The sequence below is a fragment of the Gilliamella sp. Pra-s52 genome (genome assembly GCF_009795805.1).
In the GTDB taxonomy this organism is placed as follows: Bacteria; Pseudomonadota; Gammaproteobacteria; order Enterobacterales; family Orbaceae; genus Gilliamella.
Genome location: NZ_WTEY01000001.1, coordinates 195,787 through 215,620 on the forward strand (window position 1 = coordinate 195,787; position 19,834 = coordinate 215,620).

The 19,834-nt window shown below is 33.8% G+C and carries 18 protein-coding genes; 17 read left to right on the top strand and 1 reads right to left on the bottom strand.

The genetic code is table 11. The features are described from left to right. Nucleotides 1-39: 39 nt before the first annotated feature. The 3 genes from thrC (at nt 40) to ribD (ending at nt 3,172) form a co-directional block, all read left to right on the top strand. Nucleotides 40-1,329 (top strand): threonine synthase, encoded by a 1,290-nt coding sequence (gene thrC, locus GQ594_RS00920; protein ID WP_160411062.1) that lies wholly within the window; start codon nt 40-42, stop codon nt 1,327-1,329. 200 nt (nt 1,330-1,529) lie between these two features. Next, entirely contained in the window at nt 1,530-1,982 is a 453-nt protein-coding gene (gene nrdR / locus GQ594_RS00925; RefSeq protein WP_160411063.1) for a transcriptional regulator NrdR, read from the top strand. Nucleotides 1,983-1,996: 14 nt separating this feature from the next. Continuing rightward, the gene (gene ribD, locus GQ594_RS00930) at nt 1,997-3,172 is read left to right on the top strand and encodes a bifunctional diaminohydroxyphosphoribosylaminopyrimidine deaminase/5-amino-6-(5-phosphoribosylamino)uracil reductase RibD (protein WP_160411064.1); all 1,176 of its coding nucleotides are present in this window, start codon (nt 1,997-1,999) and stop codon (nt 3,170-3,172) included. Nucleotides 3,173-3,343: 171 nt separating this feature from the next. Here ribD and hemW read toward each other — a convergent pair whose 3' ends face one another. Further along, nucleotides 3,344-4,471: a radical SAM family heme chaperone HemW gene (gene hemW, locus GQ594_RS00935; protein ID WP_160411065.1), complete on the bottom strand. Its 1,128-nt coding sequence runs from the start codon at nt 4,469-4,471 to the stop codon at nt 3,344-3,346. Nucleotides 4,472-4,667: 196 nt separating this feature from the next. Between hemW and GQ594_RS00940 the strand changes: the two genes are divergently transcribed. From GQ594_RS00940 to murG, 14 genes are all read left to right on the top strand, one after another. Further along, nucleotides 4,668-5,540 (top strand): D-hexose-6-phosphate mutarotase, encoded by an 873-nt coding sequence (locus tag GQ594_RS00940; RefSeq protein ID WP_160411066.1) that lies wholly within the window; start codon nt 4,668-4,670, stop codon nt 5,538-5,540. Between the two features lie 190 nt (nt 5,541-5,730). After that, nucleotides 5,731-6,015 carry a 50S ribosomal protein L25 gene (gene rplY / locus GQ594_RS00945; protein ID WP_160400599.1) on the top strand — a complete coding sequence of 95 codons (285 nt, stop codon included), beginning with the start codon at nt 5,731-5,733 and terminating at the stop codon, nt 6,013-6,015. A gap of 179 nt (nt 6,016-6,194) precedes the next feature. After that, nucleotides 6,195-7,655: a glucose-6-phosphate dehydrogenase gene (gene zwf, locus GQ594_RS00950; protein WP_160400600.1), complete on the top strand. Its 1,461-nt coding sequence runs from the start codon at nt 6,195-6,197 to the stop codon at nt 7,653-7,655. Between the two features lie 12 nt (nt 7,656-7,667). Further along, entirely contained in the window at nt 7,668-8,366 is a 699-nt protein-coding gene (pgl, locus tag GQ594_RS00955; RefSeq protein WP_160411067.1) for a 6-phosphogluconolactonase, read from the top strand. Between the two features lie 242 nt (nt 8,367-8,608). Further along, the gene (gene mraZ, locus GQ594_RS00960; RefSeq protein WP_160411068.1) at nt 8,609-9,055 is read left to right on the top strand and encodes a division/cell wall cluster transcriptional repressor MraZ; all 447 of its coding nucleotides are present in this window, start codon (nt 8,609-8,611) and stop codon (nt 9,053-9,055) included. A 16-nt stretch (nt 9,056-9,071) separates the two neighbouring features. Further along, nucleotides 9,072-10,010, top strand: a complete 939-nt coding sequence (rsmH, locus tag GQ594_RS00965; protein ID WP_160411069.1) for a 16S rRNA (cytosine(1402)-N(4))-methyltransferase RsmH — start codon at nt 9,072-9,074, stop codon at nt 10,008-10,010. After that, nucleotides 10,000-10,386: a cell division protein FtsL gene (ftsL, locus tag GQ594_RS00970; RefSeq protein ID WP_160400604.1), complete on the top strand. Its 387-nt coding sequence runs from the start codon at nt 10,000-10,002 to the stop codon at nt 10,384-10,386. The genes rsmH and ftsL overlap by 11 nt, the downstream gene beginning before the upstream one ends. Continuing rightward, on the top strand, nt 10,383-12,134 hold the full coding sequence (gene ftsI / locus GQ594_RS00975; protein WP_160411070.1) for a peptidoglycan glycosyltransferase FtsI: 1,752 nt from the start codon (nt 10,383-10,385) through the stop codon (nt 12,132-12,134). The genes ftsL and ftsI overlap by 4 nt, the downstream gene beginning before the upstream one ends. Nucleotides 12,135-12,144: 10 nt before the next feature. Next, nucleotides 12,145-13,698 carry a UDP-N-acetylmuramoyl-L-alanyl-D-glutamate--2,6-diaminopimelate ligase gene (gene murE, locus GQ594_RS00980; RefSeq protein ID WP_160411071.1) on the top strand — a complete coding sequence of 518 codons (1,554 nt, stop codon included), beginning with the start codon at nt 12,145-12,147 and terminating at the stop codon, nt 13,696-13,698. Beyond that, nucleotides 13,695-15,050 (top strand): UDP-N-acetylmuramoyl-tripeptide--D-alanyl-D-alanine ligase, encoded by a 1,356-nt coding sequence (gene murF / locus GQ594_RS00985; protein ID WP_160411072.1) that lies wholly within the window; start codon nt 13,695-13,697, stop codon nt 15,048-15,050. The genes murE and murF overlap by 4 nt, the downstream gene beginning before the upstream one ends. Nucleotides 15,051-15,068: 18 nt before the next feature. After that, the gene (gene mraY / locus GQ594_RS00990) at nt 15,069-16,151 is read left to right on the top strand and encodes a phospho-N-acetylmuramoyl-pentapeptide-transferase (RefSeq protein ID WP_160411073.1); all 1,083 of its coding nucleotides are present in this window, start codon (nt 15,069-15,071) and stop codon (nt 16,149-16,151) included. A gap of 24 nt (nt 16,152-16,175) precedes the next feature. Next, nucleotides 16,176-17,510 carry a UDP-N-acetylmuramoyl-L-alanine--D-glutamate ligase gene (murD, locus tag GQ594_RS00995; RefSeq protein ID WP_160411074.1) on the top strand — a complete coding sequence of 445 codons (1,335 nt, stop codon included), beginning with the start codon at nt 16,176-16,178 and terminating at the stop codon, nt 17,508-17,510. Further along, entirely contained in the window at nt 17,507-18,658 is a 1,152-nt protein-coding gene (gene ftsW / locus GQ594_RS01000) for a cell division protein FtsW (protein WP_160400610.1), read from the top strand. The genes murD and ftsW overlap by 4 nt, the downstream gene beginning before the upstream one ends. Then, nucleotides 18,658-19,710, top strand: a complete 1,053-nt coding sequence (gene murG, locus GQ594_RS01005; RefSeq protein ID WP_160411075.1) for an undecaprenyldiphospho-muramoylpentapeptide beta-N-acetylglucosaminyltransferase — start codon at nt 18,658-18,660, stop codon at nt 19,708-19,710. Before ftsW ends, murG begins: the two co-directional genes overlap by 1 nt. Nucleotides 19,711-19,834 lie beyond the last annotated feature (124 nt).

Consider the following 19,834-nt stretch of genomic DNA (forward strand, 5'->3'; position numbering starts at 1 on the left):
GAGTACATAATTAAAGCATAAAGATAATTGGAACATATTATGAAATTATATAATTTAAAAGATCATTCAGAGCAAGTTAGCTTTGCACAAGCAGTTCAACAAGGATTAGGAAGAGGGCAAGGCTTATTTTTCCCTCAAGAATTGCCTAAGTTTTCATTAGTTGAAATTGAGTCGTTATTAAAACTTGATTTTATTACTCGTAGCGCCAAAATCTTATCTGCTTTTATTGGTGATGAGATTAGCAGTAATGATATGTATAGACTTGTTAAAAATGCATTTCAATTTCCAGCCCCAGTAGCCTCAGTAGAAGCGGATATTGGTTCATTAGAGTTATATCATGGTCCAACATTAGCATTTAAAGACTTTGGTGGACGCTTTATGGCACAAGCGTTAGTGCAGGTCGCTGCTGATAAAAAAATTACTATTTTGACAGCTACTTCTGGTGATACTGGTGCGGCCGTTGCTCACGCGTTTTATCATTTACCAAATATTCGCGTCGTGATTTTATATCCAGAAGGTAAAATTAGTCCATTACAAGAAAAGTTATTTTGTACTTTGGGTGATAATATTCATACAATCGCTATTCAAAGTGACTTTGATGCTTGCCAAGCACTAGTTAAGAAAGCATTTGATGATGATGAATTAAAAACTAAAATTGGCTTAAATTCTGCTAACTCAATTAATATTAGCCGATTATTAGCACAAATTTGTTACTATTTTGAAGCTTTTGCACAACTAACATCAACCCAACGTGAACAGTTGGTTATTTCTGTGCCGAGTGGTAATTTTGGCGACTTAACAGCAGGTCTACTAGCGAAAACAATGGGATTACCTATTAAACGCTTTATTGCCGCAACGAATGCCAATGATACAGTACCTCGTTATTTAGAAACTGGTAAGTGGGAACCTCACGCAACCATTGCAACATTATCGAATGCAATGGATGTAAGCCAGCCAAATAATTGGCCCCGTATTGAAGAGATTTATAAGCGCGAGGGGTGGGCTCTTAAATCACTTGGTCATGCTACTGTTTCTGATGAAGTTGCTAAGCAGACTGTTTGTGAACTTTATCAAAAAGGTTACTTATCTGAACCTCATGGTGCAATTGCTTATCGTGCACTGCGTGAACAGTTACAAGAGGGTGAATATGGACTATTTTTAGGTACGGCACATCCAGCAAAATTTAAAGAAGTTGTTGAAGATATTCTAGGTAAATCTGTTCCACTTCCTGAAGGGTTAGCAGAACGGGCTGATATGACGTTACTTTCTCATCATATGCCTGATGATTTTGCTAAATTAAGGGATTTTCTCATTAAATTAAATTGGTAAGTATTTTATGCCATCAGATAGGTGGCTAAATATCTAATAAAACGAACTGAATTTATTAAATTCTTAATGACTAGTAAATCTTCATCATTATATATTTTATACCATCGATGACAAAACTTACATTACAATAATTAGACCCTTGTTTAAATCAAAATTTTCAGATATTGTAATGATTATTTTGTTACCGTAAGGATACATTTATGCACTGTCCTTTTTGCAATGCAGATGATACAAAGGTGATTGATTCACGTCTTGTTGGTGAAGGATTTCAAGTTCGTCGCAGACGACAATGTGTTGAATGTAATGAAAGATTTACTACATTTGAAGTGGCTGAATTAATTATGCCTAATGTCGTTAAAAGTAATAAAGTTCGCGAACCATTCAATGAAGATAAATTACGTAATGGTATGAAAAGGGCTCTAGAAAAACGCCCAGTTAGTTTTGATGCTATTGAAGATGCAATTACACGTATAAAATCTAAACTAAGAGCAACAGCTGAACGTGAGATCCCAGCCAAATTAATTGGTGATTATGTGATTGAAGAACTAAAAAACCTAGACAAAATTGCGTATATCCGTTTTGCTTCAGTCTATTTTAGTTTTGATGACATTGAACAATTTAGTAATGAAATTGCTAAGTTACAACAAAAATAGCCATCCAGATAATAATGATACATAATAACGATTATTTTTACATGCAACAAGCGATTGAGCTAGCTAAGCTTGGTCGTTTTACAACATCTCCTAATCCTAACGTTGGTTGTGTGATTGTAAAAGATAATAAAATTATTGGTCACGGTTATCATCAAAAAGCTGGTGAGCCTCATGCCGAAATTTATGCATTACAAATGGCTGGTGAAAATTCTAAAGGTGCAACAGCTTATGTAACACTAGAACCGTGTAGCCATTTTGGTCGAACGCCGCCATGTGCTGATGCGCTTATTGAAGCCGGTGTTACACGTGTGGTTATTGCTATGCAAGATCCTAATCCTAATGTTGCAGGTAATGGTATTAAGCGGTTGAAAGAAGCTGGAATAGATGTCATGATTGGCGTTTTAACTGAGCAAGCCGAAGCGATTAATAAAGGTTTTTTAAAACGTATGCGGACGGGTTTGCCATATGTACAACTTAAACTCGCTACGTCTCTTGATGGTAAAGTTGCCATGGCATCAGGTGAAAGCAAATGGATAACCTCAAGCGTGGCAAGGCAAGATGTACAACAATTTAGAGCACAAGCAAGTTGCATTTTAAGTACTTGTACCACCGTGCAAGCTGATAATGCAAGTTTAACAGTTAGATATCATCAGTTACCTGATGAAATAAAAAAAATCTACCTACCAGAAAAAATCCGACAACCTATTCGTGTCATTATTGACAGTCAAGATCGGTTAATGGGTAGCGAAAATATTTTCAATCAGCCAGGTGATACATGGGTAGTACGAAAAAAAAATAGCTTTATTGCAAAGCAAAACACCAAATTAATTATAGAGCCATCTAGTTGTAAAAAAATAGATTTATCTAAATTGTTTGCACTATTAGCTGAAAAACAAATAAATTCGGTTTGGGTTGAAGCTGGTGCTCATCTTGCAGGAGCATTGATAGAGCAAAATTTAGTGGATGAATTGATTATTTATTACGCCCCCAAATTACTTGGTCATAATGCGTTAGATATGTGTATATTGCCGAATCTGAAAAGGCTTTCATTTGTACCACAATTTCACTTTGAATCGATTGCTATGGTGGGAGATGATTTACGAGTTATTTTGAAAAAAAGTAACTTCTATCTCAATTCAAAATTTAAATGCAAAAAAAAACCCAATAACAAAGTTATTGGGAAAACATAAGGAATAGGAAAACAATGAAATAATACATTGTCGGAAAATAGTATGTACTTTTTTATGAAGAAAGTCTGTAAAGATATCTGAATGATTAATTAAATAGTTTGTATTTATCATGTTAAATAAATGTAAATAATAATATCATTTAAATTAAGTTAAAATATTTCAAATAATTATCTATAGAAATATCTCTAATAACGAATTCAAAAATAGTTTACCATGATCTGTTATTTGCCAACTTCCTTTATTTTCAATTAAATAATTTTTTTCAATAGCAGTTGCTAACTGTTTTTCAACTGAGTGTAAAGGTAAATAAGTTCGTTGTTCAAATTCATGTTTAGGTGTTGGTTCAAAAAGTCTAAAACGATTCATAAAAAATTCAAAAGGTAATTCCTCTTTTGGAACTGTATAATATTTATCTAAATAACGTCCCTCTAAATACCCTTTGGGGTGACGAGTTTTTATAGTTCGAATAATTTTTCCATCTGATTGGGTTAATTTACCATGAGCGCCACATCCAATGCCTAAATAGTCTCCAAATCGCCAATAATTTAAATTATGTTTGCATTGCGAACCTTCTTTAGCATAAGCCGAGGTTTCATACTGCTGGTAACCATGCTGAGTTAATAATTGATGACCTTGTTGATAAATTTCCCAAAGCTTATCATCATCAGGTAAAACAGGTGGTTTTGAACCAAATAGCGTATTGGGTTCAATGGTTAATTGATACCAAGATAAATGCGGTGGTGCAATAGTAATGGCTTGTTTTAAGTCATATATGGCATCATCAATATTTTGATTTGGCAAACCATGCATTAAATCTAAATTAAAACTTCTTAAATTTAATGTTTTGGCAAGTTTTCCTGCTGTGATTGCTTCTTTGGGATCGTGTATCCGTCCTAACTTAACAAGTTTATCGGCTTGAAAGCTTTGCACACCAATTGATATTCGGTTTATGCCAGCTTGTTGATAACCATTAAATCTTTCTACATCAACAGAGTTTGGATTAGCTTCAATAGTGATTTCAGCATCTTTATTTATCGGTATTATTTTATTTATATTTGATAATAATTTATCAATCAACTCGGCAGAAAATAGACTAGGTGTACCACCACCAATAAAAATTGAATGAATTGAACGATTTAAACAAAAAACAGCATCATGCTGTAGATCTTTAATTAAATGCTCTATATAAGCTTGATAATCTGGTATTTTTTTTACAGTATGTGAATTAAAATCACAATAGGGACATTTTTGTACGCACCATGGCATATGAATATACAAACTCATTGGGATTTTATACATAAACGAGGGTTTTTCCTGAAACTTTTTAACAAAAATAACCAGACAGTATGTTGATTTGTTTTTTTATGGTGTAGCATTTTACTTCAATTTATAAAAAAAAGCTCTTGGCATCTATTGCGTTTTTATTATTGACTTAAAAAGCGTACAATTCTTAATAAATTTTTATATTAATTAAATTTGTTATTTAGGAGTAAGTATGAGTATATATAAAAAGATTTTAGATAGTAGCTTATCAGGTGTGCCACTAAGCTCATCAGTAAAACAATCGTCTTATGGTGAGCTCTCAACTTTAGTTATTAAGCATAAAACCTGTTGTGCAGCAGTTACATTACAAGGTGCACACTTATTATTTTGGCAACCCTCTAGTGAGCAAACCCCCGTTGTTTGGTTAAGCAATAATACCCATTTTAAAAAAGATGTAGCCATTCGTGGAGGAGTTCCTGTTTGTTGGCCATGGTTTGGTCAATTAGGTAATCCAACTCATGGTTTTGCGCGCCTTGTTGAATGGAAATTAGATTCTTGTGAAGAAGACGATAATGGCGTTGATCTTGTTTTATCACTTACTAATAGTCAACAAACAGAGTCTTATTGTAACAAACCTTTCTCTGTGTCATTAAGTCTTCATCTAGGTAAAAGCTGTGAAGTTACTTTAAGTTGCTCAGCAGATTTTGATGTAACTAGTGCTCTACATACCTATTTTGGTATTGATAATATTGACCATGTTGTAGTTAAAGGGTTAGGTGATACTTATCAAGAACGTTTAGCTGTTGAAAACAAACCAGTAACTGTAGGTGAATTAACATTTAATCAAGAGGTCGATCGTATTTATACCGATGTAGGTAATCGAATAACAATAACTGATGGTGCTCGAACAATCCAACTAACCAACACTAATGTAAGTGATGTGGTCACTTGGAACCCATGGATAAATAAAGCTAAATCAATGGCTGATTTCGGCAATGATGAGTATAAATCGATGGTTTGTGTTGAAGCGGGTTGTATCACAAAACCATTGAAATTGTCACCAAATAAGAAATCAACTTATGGCTTTAAAATAGAGCTAATTTAAATATTTGATTCGTATTATATGTTGTATGATGCAATCAATATTTATACTGTCTTTAATATGATTAATTGATTGCGTTTACGAGCATAACACTCTATAATCTACGACACTTTTTTAAAAGTACTAATTTAATAGCCAATTACTGGGTCGCCTGTAATTGGTTTCTATATTTAAATAATTAAGAGAAATTAATATGTTTACATTTAAAGCTGAAGTTAGAAAAGAGCATGGTAAGGGTGCGAGCCGCCGCCTGCGTCACGCTGGTAAATTTCCAGCAATTATTTATGGTGGTAGTGAACCAGCAATCTCTGTTGTACTTGATCACAACCAAGTTTTTAATATGCAAGAAAAACCAGAATTTTATTCTGAAGTTTTAACCGTTGAAGTTGATGGTAAAGCTGTTAAAGTAAAAGTACAAGCTGTGCAACGTCATGCATTTAAACCAAAATTAGTTCATATGGATTTTGTACGAGCATAATTTATTTATTGGAATATCATTTAATTACTCGTTTCAAGCAAAAGGTCACCCAAAGGTGACCTTTTTGTTTTAGAGTTAATAGAATAGTACCTATTACTATGATTTACCCTATTAATCGGGTATACACCAGATATCGAACATAATAGAATAATTACATTATACCATTTTAGGAGAAAGCCATGTCTGATATCCCAGCTTGTAATTTAGTTATTTTTGGTGCTAAAGGGGATTTGACAAGACGAAAATTACTACCGTCTTTATATCAATTAGAAAAGTATGGAAAACTACCTGAACAAACCAAAATTTTAGGCGTAGGACGCGCTGATTGGGATCATGTTGCTTATTGTGAGGTAGCAAAAGATGCGTTAACTTCGTTTATGCCAGAACCGTTAGATGATAGTATTTGGCAACGATTTTCTAAACGATTAGATTTTCATAAATTAGATGTCAATGATAGCGTAGGTTTTGAAGGGTTAAAGAATAAACTTGATTCAAATCATCCTGCTATTTTCTACTTTGCAATGCATCCAGGGACTTTTGGGACTATTTGCCAAGGTTTAGCTACTGCTGGATTAAATCAATTACAAAACCGTATTGTGATGGAAAAACCACTTGGAACAGATTTACAGTCATCTCGTGAAATCAATGATTCAGTGGCTAAATTCTTTAGTGAATCGCAAGTTTATCGTATTGATCATTACTTAGGTAAAGAATCAGTATTAAATCTATTAGCTTTACGTTTTGCAAATACAGTATTTGCTTCATTTTGGGATCGTAATTCTATCGATCATGTTGAAATTACTGTAGCTGAACAAGTTGGTATTGAGGGGCGTTGGGGATATTTTGATAAAGCGGGTCAAATGCGTGACATGGTGCAAAATCATTTATTGCAGATCTTAACTATGATTGCAATGTCACCACCAGCTAACCTTGAAGATGATAGCTTGCGTAGTGAAAAGATAGCTGTGCTTAACGCCCTGAGGCCAATTGATAAAACTAATATTCGAGAAAAAGTAGTTCGAGGTCAATATACTGCAGGATTTGTTAATGGTGTTAAGGTGCCTGGCTATTTAGAAGAAGATGGTGCGAATCAAAAAAGTAATACTGAAACATTTGTTGCGATTCGAGTTGATATTGATAACTGGCGTTGGGCAGGCGTTCCATTTTACTTACGTACAGGTAAACGCTTACCAAGTAAATGTTCTGAGGTCGTTGTTTATTTCAAACCGTTACCACTTAATTTATTTAGTGAATTTTATCCAGAACTACCACAAAACAAATTGACGATTAGGTTACAACCTGATGAAGGAATGGATATTGAAATTCTAAATAAAGTACCAGGATTGGATAGCACTCATAATTTACAAACAACAAAACTTGATTTAAGTTTCAGCGAAACTTTTCACCAACAGAGTGCTGACGCCTACGAGCGTTTATTGCTTGAAGTTATGAAGGGTCGTCAAGCATTATTTGTTCACCGTGATGAAGTTGAAGCCGCATGGAAATGGGTTGATACAATTATTAGTGCTTGGGAAACAGAACATGAACCACCAAAAACTTACCAAGCCGGAACTTGGGGGCCAGTCGCATCGGTTGCTTTAATTACTAAAGACGGGCACTCATGGCATGAATTTGAATAAAGGAAAATAACTATGTTCACGTTAAATAAATATCAAAATGGTCAGTTACTGATCGAAGATTTAACTTCACATATTATCAATGAATTAAAACAAGCCGTTGAACAAAAAGGGTATGCATCTATTGCTGTTTCGGGTGGTAAAACACCTATTCCATTATTTACCTCACTGAGTCAACAAGATTTAGAATGGAATCGAGTTTTTATTACATTGGTTGATGATAGATGGGTCGATGATAGTGATGATGCTAGCAACGAAAAATTAGTAATGACACATTTATTACAAAATAAAGCAAAATTGGCGAATTTTGTTGGTTTGAAAAACAGCTATGATAATCCATTTGATGGTGCAGAAATGACTAATAAAATGTTGGATAAAATTCCGATGCCATTTGATGTAGTTGTTTTAGGTATGGGCGAAGATGGTCATACAGCATCATTATTCCCTGATGCTGCTAATTTAGCAGCCGGTTTAGATATGAAATCTGGTCAAAAAGTTGTTGGTATGACCCCATTAACTGCACCACTTGATCGTATTACATTAACGCTACCAACAATTTTAAATAGTAAAAATATTTATCTACATTTAGTTGGTGAAAGTAAATTGAATGTATTAGAACAAGCCGAAAAAGGTAATGATATCAATCAAATGCCTATTCGTGCAGTTTTACAGCAGAACAAAGTTAATGTAACAGGGTTTTGGACTGTATCTTGAGTTTTTCTTTGCCGATCCTTGTCGGCAAAACCTTTCATTATTCCTTTCTTATAAACCCATTTTCAAAAAAAAGATAATAGGATGCGTTTTTAAACCTTTATAAATTAATTTATCAAATATCTATTATTTTATAAAATTTTGTGGTAAAAAGTGGGATTAAGTGGTGAAAAGAATTTAATTTTTAATTTATTGATTTTTAAAAATTAAAAATTAATGTTAAATTTACAAATAATGGAATTTTTATGTTCAGTGGTGCAATTTCAATCAATTTAGATAATAAAGGACGGTTGGCTATTCCCACTCGTTACCGTGAATCTTTATCTGAAGGTATGGTTTGCACAATTGGTTTATACCACCCTTGCTTAACCCTTTACTCCCTATCTGAATGGAAATGTATAGAGCAACAGCTTGCAACATTATCAACGATTGTTGATGCTGAACGTAGAATTAAAAGACTGTTATTGGGTTATGCAACTGAGTGTTTAATGGATAATTCAGGGCGAATTTTATTGCCATCTACGTTACGTACTTATGCTAAATTAGAAAAAAATACAATGTTCGTTGGTCAATCTAATAAATTCGAAATTTGGGATGAGGTAATTTGGTATCAACAAATTAAAGACGATATTGCCACATTACCAACGGATATTGAAAATTTATCGGATAATTTGAAAAATTTAACTATTTAATAAGAGTAAAAGATTGATGGATTATCAACATAAAACAGTTTTGTTAAACGAAGCAGTAAACGCATTAAATATAAAAAAAGATGGCATTTATGTTGATGGCACTTTTGGACGAGGAGGTCATTCTCGTTTAATACTTGAACAACTTGGTGTACAAGGTCGATTAATTTCCATTGATCGTGATGAACATGCTGAGCAGGTCGCTTTACAAATAGAGGATCCTCGATTTACTTTTATTCGGGGTGAGTTTTCAAATCTATATCAATATATTAATAACCTAGCGCTATTGGGAAAAATTGATGGTATTTTGCTAGATTTGGGAGTTTCATCTCCGCAAATTGATGATCCTGAACGAGGATTTTCTTTTATGCGTGATGGACCACTTGATATGCGCATGAATAACCATAAAGGTTTAACGGCAAGTGAATGGTTGTTGAATAGTGATGAAGAAAATATTACATGGGTGTTAAAAACATTCGGTGAAGAGAAATTTGCTAAGCGTATTGCTCGGGCAATTGTAGAACAAAATAAAGTTTTACCGATCACTCGTACATTGGAGTTAGCTAATTTAATTGAAAAAGCAACGCCAAGAAAAGATAAAAATAAGCATCCAGCTACACGTAGTTTTCAGGCTATTCGTATTTATATTAATAGTGAATTGGAAGAAGTTGAGCAAGCATTAAATAGTAGTTTATCAGTGCTTGCAAATCAAGGAAGATTAGCGGTTATTAGTTTTCATTCTTTAGAAGATAGAATTGTAAAACAATTTATTAGTCAGCAAAGTAAAGGTCCTGATTTACCGAATCGATTACCTTTGACACAACAGCAAATTAAACAATATGGTGATTCTAAATTAAAATCCCTTGGTAAGATTAAACCAAGTGCTATTGAAATTAAAAATAACCCGCGTTCTCGAAGCGCAATATTAAGGGTAGCAGAAAGAAAAAATGGACAGTAATCAAAACAATGATACTTTACAAGAAAAAATTTATAGTGATAAAAATATACAAAAAAGGCCAAGCAAAAGTTTAGTGGGTTTAATTATTAGTGATTTGTTTGGTCATCAAAAACTTTCATTGTTATTACTTGTAATGATTGTTATTTCTGCTGGTGCGGTATTAATAACAACCCAACAGGTTAGAAAACAGTTATTTGAGCGTGAGCAACTTTTATTAGAACAAGATGTTTTAGAAAGCGAATGGCGAAATCTTGTTATTGAAGAAAACGTACTTGCTGATCCCAAACGTGTTGAAGATAAAGCAAAAGTTCAATTAGGTATGTCTTATGTGACACCACAAAATGAAACAGTTATTGTGATAAAGAGTAAACAATGAAACCTGTCTCTAAACATAGAAAAAATAGAATTAAAAATATAAATGGTAGGAAGCAGGTTTTTACGCCCAGTCGCTTTTACATTGTATATGGTTTTATTATTTTTGCTATTATTTGTCTTATAGTTCGAATGGCATTGTTGCAAATTATTGAACCCGATAAACTTATTGATGAAGGAAACAAACGCTCGATTCGTCACCAAGAAATGGAAGCTCCAAGAGCAATGATCACCGATCGTAATGGTCGTGCATTAGCTGTAAGTGTGCCAATGTTTGATGTTTGGGCAGATCCTAAAATTGTTTTGCAAAAAGGAGGCGTTAAAGCAGATGATATTCGGTGGCAAGGATTATCTAAAACACTGAATATATCAATGTCGACATTAGAGCAAAAATTGAGTAATCCTTCAATGCGATTTGTTTACTTGTCTAAACAAGTAACTCCGACAATATCAGACTATTTAAAAAAATTGAAATTACCTGGAATCTCATTTGCAAAGATATCTAAACGCTATTATCCAGCAGCAGAAAATATAGCACAATTAGTTGGTTTAACCGATATTGACGAAAATGGAACAGAAAAAGGTTCTGAAGGTATCGAAAAAAGTTTTAATAAATGGTTAATTGGTGAGTCAGGACAAAGAACAGTTAGACGAGATCGCGTTGGGCGTGTTATTGAAGAATTAGAACGTACAGATAGTGAGGCCGCATCAGATTTAACATTGAGTATTGATGAGCGTTTACAATCTTTAGTTTATAGTGAATTGAGTCAAGCAGTTGAATTTAATAAAGCGGATAGTGGTACTGCAGTTTTAATTGATGTGCATACCGGTGAAATTTTAGCGATGGCAACCAATCCATCTTATAATCCCAACAATCGCTCATCGATTGATTATAGCTTACTACGGAATCGTGCTGTAACAGATGCATTTGAACCGGGTTCTACAGTGAAACCATTAGTCGTGATGGCTGCTTTGGAGAAAAAAATTGCAGATTTAAATACAATTGTTGATACTAGACCATTTTTAGTTAATCGTTATGAAATTAAAGATGTGTCGTATCAAAAATCATTGAATTTAGCTGGCATTTTAGAAAAATCAAGTAATGTAGGCGTCAGCAAATTGGCCTTACAAATGCAACCTGGTGAACTAGTTGAGTATTATAGCCGCTTTGGATTAGGACAATCTACAGGGCTTGGTCTTGGTGGTGAAGTAAGTGGTTCAATTGCTGCAGATAGAACTAGAAAATGGGCTGATATTGAACGAGCAACTTTTGCTTTTGGGTATGGATTAAGTGTCACTCCATTACAATTAGCAAGAGCATATGCAACCATTGGAAGTTATGGTATTTACCGACCCGTTTCAATTTTGAAAGTAACTGAACCAGTCAAAGGTGAGCGAGTTGTACAAGAAAATATTGCTAAAAAAGTTGTTCAATTAATGGAAGCTGTAGCTGTGACTGGCGGTGGTACTAAAGCATCCGTTCCTGGCTATAGTGTAGGTGTAAAAACAGGAACAGCTAAAAAGTTATCTGGAGGGCGCTATGTTAACCAATACTTGGCTTATACTGCGGGTATAGCTCCTGCTACAGCACCTAAATATTCCCTTGTAGTTGTTATTGATAACCCTAAGGCTGGCCAATATTACGGTGGTGCTGTTTCTGCACCAGTCTTTAGCCGTATTATGGGGGGAGTATTAAGAACGATGAATGTAAAACCCGATCGTCAAGTTGATGGTCAAATGATTATTTATTAATAGGTAGAGAATGATAGCTATAAGTACATTTAAGACATTATTTGAATTATTAGGTGGAAATCGTTATCTAGAATTAGACGATTTTCCGCTTAATCATTTACGTATTGATAGTCGCAAAGTGGAAAAAGGTGATGTGTTTGTTGCTATCAAGGGGCATACTGTTGATGGACGAGCATTTATTCCTCAAGCCATTTCTGCAGGTGCGGTTGTTGTTATAACTGAAACAAATCGAAAATCAAATAACTTAAATATTGAGTATCTTGAGCAAGATAATAAATCAGTGGTTCCAAAAATTAGTGTATTTCAACTTTCACAGCGTTTATCATTACTTGCTAATGATTTTTATGATTCTCCATCAAAAAAATTATCGGTAATTGGGGTAACAGGAACCAATGGTAAAACAACCGTGACCCAACTTATTGCTCAGTGTACAACATTACTCAATAACAAAACGGCTATTTTAGGTACCATTGGTAATGGAATTTATAACAAACTTGAATCATCTATTAATACCACGGCATCAGCAATAGATATACAATCCTTATTAGCTGATTTTGTAAAAAAACAGGTTAATGTTGTAGCGATGGAAATTTCTTCGCATGGGCTTGCGATGGGGCGTGTTAAGGGGCTAAATTGTTCTGCAACTCTATTTACTAATTTAAGTCGTGATCATCTTGATTTCCATAAGACTATGGGTAAATATGCAAAAACAAAATGGTCGTTATTTAGTTCCGATAAAAAAGAGAAACAAGTTTTAAGTTCGGGTAAATCAATTGTTAATTATGATGATAAATATGGTAAACGATGGATTGATAAACTTCCAGAGGTAACGGCGGTATCATGTCAGCCTAAATCATTACGTCAGTTGAAGTCTTTAAACAGGCCTTATGTTGGCGTGTCGATGATCGAATATCATGATAAAGGAGCTCAAATTCATATGGATTCAAGTTGGGGTAATGCTATTATCAATAGTCAATTATTAGGTGAATTTAATGTTTCTAATTTATTGCTATCTATTGCAACACTTTTAACGCTTGATTATTCTTTTTTTGCTGTTGTAAATATGGCTTGTTTTCTTAAACCAATTTGTGGACGAATGGAAGTATTGCATGAAAATAATGGCCCTACAGTCATTGTTGATTATGCTCATACCCCCGATGCATTACAAAAAGCGTTACAGGCAAGCCGAATTCATTGTCGAGGAACATTATGGGTAATTTTTGGTTGTGGTGGTGATAGGGATACAGGGAAAAGACCATTAATGGCAGAAATCGCAGAACAATTTTCTGATAAAATTGTACTAACCAATGATAATCCTCGAACCGAAGATGAAATGAAAATTATTCACGACATTCAGCAAGGTTTACATCATACTAATAGTGTACAAGTAATTACCGATAGAGTGCAAGCTATTGAACAAACGTTAAAGCAAGCAGGACCAAATGATGTGATTTTAATTGCAGGTAAAGGACATGAAGATTATCAAATAATAGGTAAAACCAAATATCACTACTCAGACCAAGAAACAGTGAAACAACTTTTAGGAGTAGAGAATCGATTATGATTCCAGTAAAAATTAAACAAATAAAAGAAGTAGTGAATGGTGATTCTTATCATATTCAAGACGAAAATTGTATTATTGACTCTATTTGTACCGATTCCAGAACAATTGATAAACAATCTTTATTTGTTGCACTTGTTGGTAATAATTTTGATGGACATGCTTTTGCTGAACAATCCATTAGAGATGGCGCTATAGCTGTGATTGTAGATCGTAAACTTGATAAAACAATACCTCAGATTGTCGTTAAAGATACTCGACTAGCTTTAGGTCAAATTGCTAATTTTGTACGCCAGCAAAGTATGGTTAAAATTGTTGCACTTACAGGATCATCCGGTAAAACATCAGTTAAAGAAATGACTGCCGCAATTTTGCAAAATTGTGGACAAACTCTTTATACGCAGGGTAATTTTAATAATGATATTGGCGTGCCATTGACGATATTAAGATTAACCACGCAAGATCAGTTTGCTGTAATAGAATTAGGAGCAAATCATATCGGTGAAATTACCTATACTACAAATATTGTCAAACCACACAGTGCTTTAATTAATAATATTGCTGAGGCACATATTGAAGGGTTTGGTTCACTTGACGGTGTGGCGGCGGCTAAAGGTGAGATTTTTGAAGGTTTATCTAAAGATGGTATTGCTATCATTAATTTGGATAGTTGCTCAAATAAATGGTTTGCTCAGTTAGCAAATAAAACCGTTTGGACATTTTCGTTATCTAATTTTTCGGCTGATTTTTATGCAAGTAACATTCAATATGCTGAAAGTACAACCTTTACATTACATACGCCGAATGGCGAATGCTCAATTATATTACCTCTAATTGGATTACATAATGTTTCAAATGCTATCGCGGCATCAGCTTTAGCGCTTTCTGTTGGTGCAACACTTAATCAGATACAACAAGGTTTAGCCTCTTTAAAACCTGTAAAAGGTCGGTTATTCCCAATAAGGTTAAATCAAACTCAATTAATTTGGGATGATTCTTATAATGCCAATGTTGGCTCAATGTCAGCAGCAGTAAAAGTGTTGGCAAAACAACCTGGCTATCGAATTTTGGTAGTTGGTGATATAGGGGAACTAGGTCCTGAATCTGAAAAATATCATCGACAAATAGGTGAACTTGCCCGTAATGAAAAGATTGATTGTGTAGTAAGTATAGGGAAATTAAGCAGATTTATTAGCCAGTATAGCTGTGAGGGTCACCATTTTAATAATAAGCAAGATGCAGTGAATTTTCTGTTAACGTTATTACGTCAATACCCAATTTTAACTATGTTAATTAAGGGGTCTCGTAGTGCCAAAATGGAAGAAATCATCGAAAAAATTCAAATTAAGCAATAAAGCGTTAGGATTAAAATTATGTTGGTGTGGATATCAGAATATTTAGTGAAACATTTTACCTTTTTTAATGTTATCTCTTATTTAACAGTAAGAGCGATTTTGGGGTTATTAACTTCTTTAGCGATTTCTTTATTTTTTGGTCAGAAAGTTATTGATAGGTTACAAAGATTGCAAATTGGGCAAGTTATTCGCCATGATGGACCTGAATCACATTTAAGTAAAAAAGGAACGCCTACTATGGGAGGGGTGCTTATTTTAGCATCTATTGTATTATCGGTACTTTTATGGGCAGATCTTCGCAATCCTTATGTTTGGGTAACCTTATTTGTTTTAATTGGTTATGGCATTATTGGCTTTATTGATGATTATTTAAAGGTAATCCGTAAAAATAGTGCCGGCCTTATTGCAAAATGGAAGTATTTTTGGCAATCGGTTATTGCGTTAATTGTTGCTTTTGGTCTTTATGTTTACGGAAAAGATAGTACAGTAACAATGCTCGTTTTACCATTTTTTAAAGATGTTATGCCTCAATTAGGATTATTATTTATTCTACTTAGTTATATTGTGATTGTTGGGGCTGGGAATGCCGTTAATTTAACTGATGGGCTTGATGGGCTTGCCATTATGCCAACTGTTTTTGTTGCTGCTGGTTTTGCCCTTGTATCTTGGGCAACAGGTAATGTTAATTTTGCTGCTTACTTACATATTCCTTATATCAAATTTAGTGGCGAATTAATGATTGCCTGTACCGCAATTATTGGTGCTGGCCTTGGTTTTTTATGGTTTAACACCTATCCTGCTATGGTTTTTATGGGAGATGTCGGCTCATTAGCTTTGGGTGGTGTGTTTGGAATTATTGCTGTTTTATTAAGACAAGAATTTTTATTACTAATTATGGGTGGAATTTTTGTTATCGAAACTTTATCAGTAATTTTACAAGTAGGATCATATAAATTAAGAGGCAAAAGAATATTCAAAATGGCACCAATTCATCATCATTATGAACTAAAAGGTTGGCCGGAGCCTCGAGTTATTGTACGTTTTTGGATTATTTCATTAATGTTGGTTTTAATTGGGTTATTAACCTTGAAATTACGATAATTTAAAATAGATCAGGATTGAATCATGGTTAACTATCAGGGCAAAAATATTGTAATTATTGGATTAGGTATTACAGGTCTTTCTTGTGTTGATTATTTTCTTGACCAAAACGTTATCCCAAAGGTAATTGATACTCGTTTAAAGCCACAAGGATTAGAGCAATTAGATAATCGTGTTAATTATCATTTAGGCGGTTTAAATATTGATTGGTTGTTAAAAGCTGATTTAATTATCACTAGTCCAGGTGTCGCATTATCAACTCCAGAATTGAAAAAAGCAGCTGAAAAAGGTATTGAAATTATTGGTGATATAGAACTTTTTTGTCGTGAAGTTAATTTACAACCAAATAAAAAAATTGTTGCGATCACAGGAGCTAATGGTAAAACAACGGTGACGACATTGGTAGGTGATATTATTAAAGCATCAGGTGTCAAAGTTTGCGTTGGCGGTAATATTGGGCAACCAGCATTATCTCTATTAAACCAAGATTACGATATATATGTTCTTGAACTATCAAGTTTTCAGCTAGAAACAACATATAGTTTACAAGCTACTGTTGCAACAATTTTAAATATTTCAGAAGATCATATGGATCGATATCCTCTTGGTTTAATGCAATATGTCGAGGCTAAACAACGTATTTATCATAATGCTAAATATTGTGTAATTAACAGTGATGATAAATTAACTATTCCAACTGATAAACAACTCAACTGTGTTTCATTTGGTGTGAATAAAGGTGATTATCATTTAGGCGTTCACTATGAACACCTCATTGCACAAGGACAAAGTGTGTTAGATACTAAAATGATAAAACTAATTGGATGCCACAACTATCTTAATGCATTAGCGGCTTTAGCGATTGCTGATAAATTAAATGTTTCACGACAATCAAGTTTAACAACAATTGCTTCATTTAAAGGCTTGCCTCATCGTTTTGAGTTGGTTTTTGAGAAAAATGATGTAAAGTGGATTAATGATTCTAAAGCGACCAATGTAGGTAGTACTGAAGCTGCACTGAAAAGTATTATTTGCCACGGTAAACTATACTTACTATTAGGTGGTGATGGTAAATCAGCTGATTTTTCTCCTCTATTACCTTACTTACAAAGTAACAACCTTGAGGTTTTTTGTTTTGGGCGAGATCGTTATTTGCTTGGTAAATTAGCTCCTAATATAACAACAATAACTGAAACAATGGCTGAATCAATACAAATTATTGCTCAAAAGGTGGTATCAAATGATGTGGTTTTGCTATCCCCAGCTTGTGCAAGTTTAGATCAATTTAAAAATTATATTGAACGAGGAAATCAATTTGCAAAATTAGCCAAAAAATATGTTCAAAGAGGTAAAAAATGACATTTTTTTGGTTAAGAAAACAAGTTAATCCGCATATACCTTTTGATAACCAATTACTTTGGACTGTGCTTGGTTTAATGATTTTTGGTTTAATAATGGTGACATCATCTTCAATGTCATTTAATGAAAGCAATCCTTTTTTTTATACTCAACGAGAGCTTATTCAATTAGGACTATCGTTATTTTTAATGTTTATTACACTGTATATTCCAATGCAACGTTGGCAGCAATTTAGCTCAATATTACTAATTATTGCTATTATTATGTTAATTGTTGTACTTGGTATAGGTTCTTCGATTAATGGTGCATCTCGTTGGATACCTCTCGGAGTATTTAATTTCCAGCCTGCAGAGCTTTCAAAATTAGCTTTATTTTTATTTTTAGCTGGTTATTTATCACGTAAATTTGAAGAAGTAAAAAATGGCTTTTGGGGATTTTTTAAACCAATGGTTGTTATGGCTGTACTTTCCGTTTTGTTACTTAAACAACCTGATTTAGGTACTGTTATCGTCTTATTTATGGTAACTATTGGCATCTTATTTATTGCTGGTGCTCAATTGTGGCAATTTATCGCTATTTTACTAACTGGTGTTGGTGCTGTTATTTGTTTGATTTTATATGAAGCGTACCGTTTAACTCGATTATTGACTTTTCTTGACCCTTGGCAAGATGCAACGGGTTCAGGTTATCAATTAGTTGCATCTTTAATGGCAATTGGTAGTGGTGGTATTACCGGGCAAGGTATGGGTAACTCTATTCTAAAATTAGGTTACCTACCTGAATGTCATACCGATTTTATTTTTTCAATTATTTCTGAAGAATATGGATATATAGGTGTAGTTGCTTTATTGTCATTACTTTTCTTTTTGACATTTAAAGCGTTAGCAATTGGTTATCGGGCCTTGAATGAAGGCTCATTGTTTTCAGGTTATTTAGCTTGTGAAATTGGTATATGGTTTGGTTTTCAAACATTTGTTAACGTTGGTGTTACATCTGGTATGTTACCAACCAAAGGATTAACATTACCCTTTATTAGTTATGGTGGTTCAAGCCTTATTGTGATGAGTATTGCAGTTGCAATATTACTTAGAATAGATTTTGAATTTAGACAACAACAAGCACAAGCAAGAATAAGGTTAATAAAATAATGAAAAAGTTATTAGTTATGGCAGGTGGAACAGGTGGGCACGTCTTTCCTGGTATTACTGTTGCACATTATTTAATAAAGCAAGGTTGGCAAGTCAGATGGTTAGGTACCGCAGACCGAATGGAAGCGCAGTTAGTTCCTAAAAATGGTATTGAGATCGATTTTATTGAAATATCAGGGCTACGAGGAAAAGGTGTTATGGCATTATTAAAAGCACCCTATAAAATTATAAAAGCAGTCTTACAAGCTAGAAAAATATTGAAAACTTATCGTCCTGATGTCGTTCTTGGTATGGGGGGGTATGTTTCTGGTCCTGGAGGCATTGCGGCAAAAACACTTGGTATACCAATTGTAGTGCATGAACAAAATGGTATAGCAGGTTTAACCAACAAGTGGTTAGCTAAAATTGCAACTAAAGTTTTGCAAGCATTCCCTACAGCTTTTCCTAAAGCTGCAGTAGTTGGTAATCCTGTACGTAGTGACCTTTTAACTGTTGAAAAACCAGAGGAAAGATTCAAGAATCGTAATGGGCCAATTAGAGTATTGGTTATGGGTGGCAGTCAAGGGGCTAAAATTATTAATGATATTGTACCTCAAGTTATAACCAAATTATCGAATAAATATGTAGTATGGCATCAAACAGGTAAAGGAATGTTAGATTCGGTAATCGATTCTTACCAAAGCTGTGATATGACCAATAATAAAGTGACTGAGTTTATATCTGATATTGCAGAAGCATATAATTGGGCTGATATTGTGATTTGTCGCAGTGGAGCATTAACTGTTAGTGAAATTGAGGTTGTTGGTATTGGTGCTATTTTTGTACCTTTTATGCATAAAGATCGTCAGCAGTTTTGGAATGCAAAATCATTGTCGGATATAGGTGCTGCAGATATTATAGATCAACCCAATTTTAACGCTGAGTCATTATTAAAACTATTATTAAATTTGAACCGTGATAAGTTAACTGAAATGGCAATTAAAGCTAAAAGTTTATCTATTGTGAATTCGACAGAGAGAGTAGCGGAAACCCTTAACTCAGTGGTAAAATAGTTATTTTTTAACATGAATTTATGTAATAATTTTTGTCAAAAAAATCAGAGTAATTGTACGTTTGAGATGATGGATGGTTTTGGACAAAATAATTAAAATACAAATATTTAATTATACTGTGATT

What these genes read in the sequence shown, in the direction of transcription:
- hemW (WP_160411065.1), bottom strand. Translation starts at nt 4,471, where the DNA reads ATGTATAAAATCCCAATGAGTTTGTATATTCATATGCCATGGTGCGTA.
- ribD (WP_160411064.1), top strand. Translation starts at nt 1,997, where the DNA reads ATGATACATAATAACGATTATTTTTACATGCAACAAGCGATTGAGCTA.
- ftsW (WP_160400610.1), top strand. Translation starts at nt 17,507, where the DNA reads ATGACATTTTTTTGGTTAAGAAAACAAGTTAATCCGCATATACCTTTT.
- murF (WP_160411072.1), top strand. Translation starts at nt 13,695, where the DNA reads ATGATTCCAGTAAAAATTAAACAAATAAAAGAAGTAGTGAATGGTGAT.
- murG (WP_160411075.1), top strand. Translation starts at nt 18,658, where the DNA reads ATGAAAAAGTTATTAGTTATGGCAGGTGGAACAGGTGGGCACGTCTTT.
- ftsL (WP_160400604.1), top strand. Translation starts at nt 10,000, where the DNA reads ATGGACAGTAATCAAAACAATGATACTTTACAAGAAAAAATTTATAGT.
- GQ594_RS00940 (WP_160411066.1), top strand. Translation starts at nt 4,668, where the DNA reads ATGAGTATATATAAAAAGATTTTAGATAGTAGCTTATCAGGTGTGCCA.
- mraZ (WP_160411068.1), top strand. Translation starts at nt 8,609, where the DNA reads ATGTTCAGTGGTGCAATTTCAATCAATTTAGATAATAAAGGACGGTTG.
- thrC (WP_160411062.1), top strand. Translation starts at nt 40, where the DNA reads ATGAAATTATATAATTTAAAAGATCATTCAGAGCAAGTTAGCTTTGCA.
- nrdR (WP_160411063.1), top strand. Translation starts at nt 1,530, where the DNA reads ATGCACTGTCCTTTTTGCAATGCAGATGATACAAAGGTGATTGATTCA.
- zwf (WP_160400600.1), top strand. Translation starts at nt 6,195, where the DNA reads ATGTCTGATATCCCAGCTTGTAATTTAGTTATTTTTGGTGCTAAAGGG.
- murE (WP_160411071.1), top strand. Translation starts at nt 12,145, where the DNA reads ATGATAGCTATAAGTACATTTAAGACATTATTTGAATTATTAGGTGGA.
- rplY (WP_160400599.1), top strand. Translation starts at nt 5,731, where the DNA reads ATGTTTACATTTAAAGCTGAAGTTAGAAAAGAGCATGGTAAGGGTGCG.
- pgl (WP_160411067.1), top strand. Translation starts at nt 7,668, where the DNA reads ATGTTCACGTTAAATAAATATCAAAATGGTCAGTTACTGATCGAAGAT.
- ftsI (WP_160411070.1), top strand. Translation starts at nt 10,383, where the DNA reads ATGAAACCTGTCTCTAAACATAGAAAAAATAGAATTAAAAATATAAAT.
- rsmH (WP_160411069.1), top strand. Translation starts at nt 9,072, where the DNA reads ATGGATTATCAACATAAAACAGTTTTGTTAAACGAAGCAGTAAACGCA.
- mraY (WP_160411073.1), top strand. Translation starts at nt 15,069, where the DNA reads ATGTTGGTGTGGATATCAGAATATTTAGTGAAACATTTTACCTTTTTT.
- murD (WP_160411074.1), top strand. Translation starts at nt 16,176, where the DNA reads ATGGTTAACTATCAGGGCAAAAATATTGTAATTATTGGATTAGGTATT.